The sequence below is a fragment of the Bergeriella denitrificans NBRC 102155 genome, from assembly GCF_001592185.1.
GTDB classification, from domain to species: domain Bacteria; phylum Pseudomonadota; class Gammaproteobacteria; order Burkholderiales; family Neisseriaceae; genus Neisseria; species Neisseria denitrificans.
Genome location: NZ_BCWL01000232.1, coordinates 1 through 2,982, shown reverse-complemented (window position 1 = coordinate 2,982; position 2,982 = coordinate 1). Strand labels below are relative to the sequence as shown.

Annotated in this window: 3 protein-coding genes; 2 read left to right on the top strand and 1 reads right to left on the bottom strand. The window is 59.2% G+C overall.

Annotation, left to right across the window (positions count from 1 at the left end; translation table 11 throughout):
- Positions 1 to 44: 44 nt before the first annotated feature.
- Positions 45 to 995: a bile acid:sodium symporter family protein gene (locus BDE01S_RS09580; protein WP_066080840.1), complete on the top strand. Its 951-nt coding sequence runs from the start codon at positions 45 to 47 to the stop codon at positions 993 to 995.
- 121 nt (positions 996 to 1,116) lie between these two features.
- Here BDE01S_RS09580 and hslO read toward each other — a convergent pair whose 3' ends face one another.
- Positions 1,117 to 2,031: an Hsp33 family molecular chaperone HslO gene (hslO, locus tag BDE01S_RS09575; protein WP_066080837.1), complete on the bottom strand. Its 915-nt coding sequence runs from the start codon at positions 2,029 to 2,031 to the stop codon at positions 1,117 to 1,119.
- Positions 2,032 to 2,236: 205 nt separating this feature from the next.
- Here hslO and murU point away from each other — a divergent pair, with 205 nt between their 5' ends.
- Positions 2,237 to 2,935 (top strand): N-acetylmuramate alpha-1-phosphate uridylyltransferase MurU, encoded by a 699-nt coding sequence (gene murU / locus BDE01S_RS09570; protein ID WP_066080834.1) that lies wholly within the window; start codon positions 2,237 to 2,239, stop codon positions 2,933 to 2,935.
- Positions 2,936 to 2,982 lie beyond the last annotated feature (47 nt).

Below are 2,982 nucleotides of genomic sequence, written 5' to 3'. Positions count from 1 at the left end.
TTCGACTATAAGCCCGGTTTTTATTAAAAAGAACAAGGACAACTATGCAGTTTCTCGCCGCCCTCAGCGCGCAGCTGACCCGTTTCACCGCTGCGGTCATTATTCTGGCTTCCATTATCGCCCTGATTGAACCCGCCACTTTCTCCTGGGTCAAAGGCGATACCCAAGTGGCCGTATTGGGCGTGATTATGCTCGGCATGGGCATGACGCTGGGTAAGGAAGACTACCGTATTTTGGCGCAGCGTCCGCTGGATATTTTGATTGGCGCGGCGGCGCAATACACGATTATGCCGCTGCTGGCGATTGCGGTGGCCAAAGCGCTCAATCTCTCGCCCGGCCTGACTTTGGGCCTGGTGCTGGTCGGCACCTGCCCGGGCGGCGTGTCGTCCAACATCATGAGCTTTTTGGCTAAGGGCGATGTGGCTTATTCCGTGGGCATAACTACCGTTTCCACCATTCTCGCGCCGGTGATGACGCCGCTGTGGATGATGTATCTGGTCGGCGAAACCGTGGATATGGACGGCTGGGCGATGTTCAAATTTATGCTGCTGGTAACGCTGCTGCCCGTCGTCATCGGCTCGACTGCGAATATGCTGCTGCATAAGAAACATTGGTTTGCCGATGTGCGCGCGGCGATGCCGGGCGTGGCGGTGCTGGCCTTTGCCTGCATTGTCGGCGGCGTGGCGGCGGTACACGGCCACCGCTTTATGGAGTCGGCGCTGGTGATGGTGCTGGCGATTGCGGTGCACAACATTTGCGGCTATGTGCTGGGCTATTACTCGGGCGCGCTGTTCGGCATGAGCGTGCCGAAAAAGCGCACGCTGGCGATTGAAGTGGGCGTACAAAACGCAGGCTTGGCCACGGGCTTGAGTGCGAAATTCTTTCCCGGCAACGCCGAATCCGCCGTCGCGACTGCCGTTGCCTGCGTCTGGCATTCAGTATCGGGCACGGTATTGGGCAATCTGTTTGCCTGGTGGGATAAACGCAAAGCCTGATGCCGCTCTTCCGCAGATTGGATGGTTTTTCCCGCTGCGAACGGATTTGGCAACACAAAAAAGCCGTCTGAAAATCTGCATTTTCAGACGGCTTTTTTGTGAAACGGTATGGCGCATCGGATTACTGCAAACGCTGCGCTTCCTCGCGCACGGCGTTGACGACATCGGCACCGAACAGCGCGTTGACATCGGTTTCGTCGAACACATATTTTTCATGGCAGAAATCGCAGTCCACCGCCACGCTGCCCTGCTCGGCCACCACGCTGCCGACTTCCTGGCCGCCCAGCATCAGCAGCATATCGCTGACTTTGCCGCGCGAGCAGGTGCAGGCGAATTCAATGGTTTCCGGCTCGAAAACGCGCGGCGGCGTTTCGTGGAACAGGCGGTAAAGTACGTTTTGCGCGTCCAAATCCACCAGCTCTTCCTGCGTGACGGTTTGCGCCAGCGTGCTGACGTGCGCCCAGGCATCGGCGTCCAATTCCTCTTCCGGCAAACGCTGCACCAGCAGGCCGCCGCAGGCCGATTCGCCCGCCGCCAGCACGATATGCGTATCCAGCTGCTCGGAGCGTTTCATATAGTTCATCAGCATTTGCGCGATGCTGTCGCCCTCGAGCGGCACCACGCCCTGCCACGGCTCGGCATCTTTAGGCTGCAAAGTCAGCACGAATACGCTGTTGCCGCCCAGCAGATCCGCCAGGCTTTCATCGTCGCCGATGGCCGCGCTTTCGTCCCAACGCGCGGTGGCGCGGACGGTCTGCTCGGAAGTGGCTTCCACCACCAGCATTTTCAGACGGCCCTGCCCCTGCACCTGCACAATCAGCGTGCCGTCTATTTTCAAATTGCTGGACAGCAGCGCACCCGCCGCCAGCAGCTCGCCCAAAGCACGGCGGATGGCGGCCGGATAATGTTTCTGCCCGGCGATGTGCTGCCACACGTTTTCCAAACGGACGTGCAGGCCGCGCACCGGCATATCGTCGAAAATAAAACGGGTACGGCAGTCGGCGCGGTTGGCGGCGGCAGGAGTATGGCTTGTCATAACATTCCCAATCAATAAATAACGATTGTGCTCTATATGGTTGCGAAGCAGAATAAATCAAGGCCGTCTGAAAACGAAGCCTATCGTCAAAGAACTTAAATCCTGCTACTGCGTTTAAGCTGCTGAAGCAGCAAGTCCGCTCCCCGCCTTGCCCGCCGCCGCCATCGGCTATACAATCCCACCCATCTTATCCGGAAACCGATTTATGAAAGCAATGATTTTGGCCGCAGGACGCGGCGAACGGATGCGCCCGCTGACCGACAGCTGCCCCAAGCCTTTATTGCGCGTCGGCAGCGAGCCTTTAATCGGCTGGCATTTACGCCGCCTGAAAGCGGCGGGCATCACCGAAATCGTAATTAACCATGCCTGGCTGGGCGAACAAATCGAGCAGACACTGGGCAACGGCGCGCAATACGGCGTCACCATCGCCTACTCGCCCGAACGCAACGGCGGCCTGGAAACCGCAGGCGGCATCGCCACCGCCCTGCCGCTGCTGGGCAGCGAACCTTTTTTGGTGATTAACGGCGATGTGTTGACCGACATTGATTTTCAGACGGCTTTTGCCGCCGCCGAAGCCCTGTCCGCCCGCAACCATCTGGCGCATTTATGGCTGGTCGGCAACCCGCCGCACAACCCCGGCGGCGACTTCGCCCTACTGCCCGACGGCATCGCCGCTTCCGATTGCGCGGCAGGCGAGGCCCTGACTTTCAGCGGCATGGGCGTGTACCACCCCGCCCTGTTTGCCTGCACGCCCGCCCATCAAGCCGCCAAACTCGCCCCGCTGCTGCGCACCGCCATGAATGACGGCAAAGTCAGCGCGGAAAAACACAGCGGCCTGTGGCTGGACGTCGGCACGGTCGAGCGACTGGAAGAAGCCAACCGCTTGGCGCAAGACTGGTCGTAAATATAGTCGTTTCACTTTAGTTTGATACAGCGTTGCTTCGTCCGGCT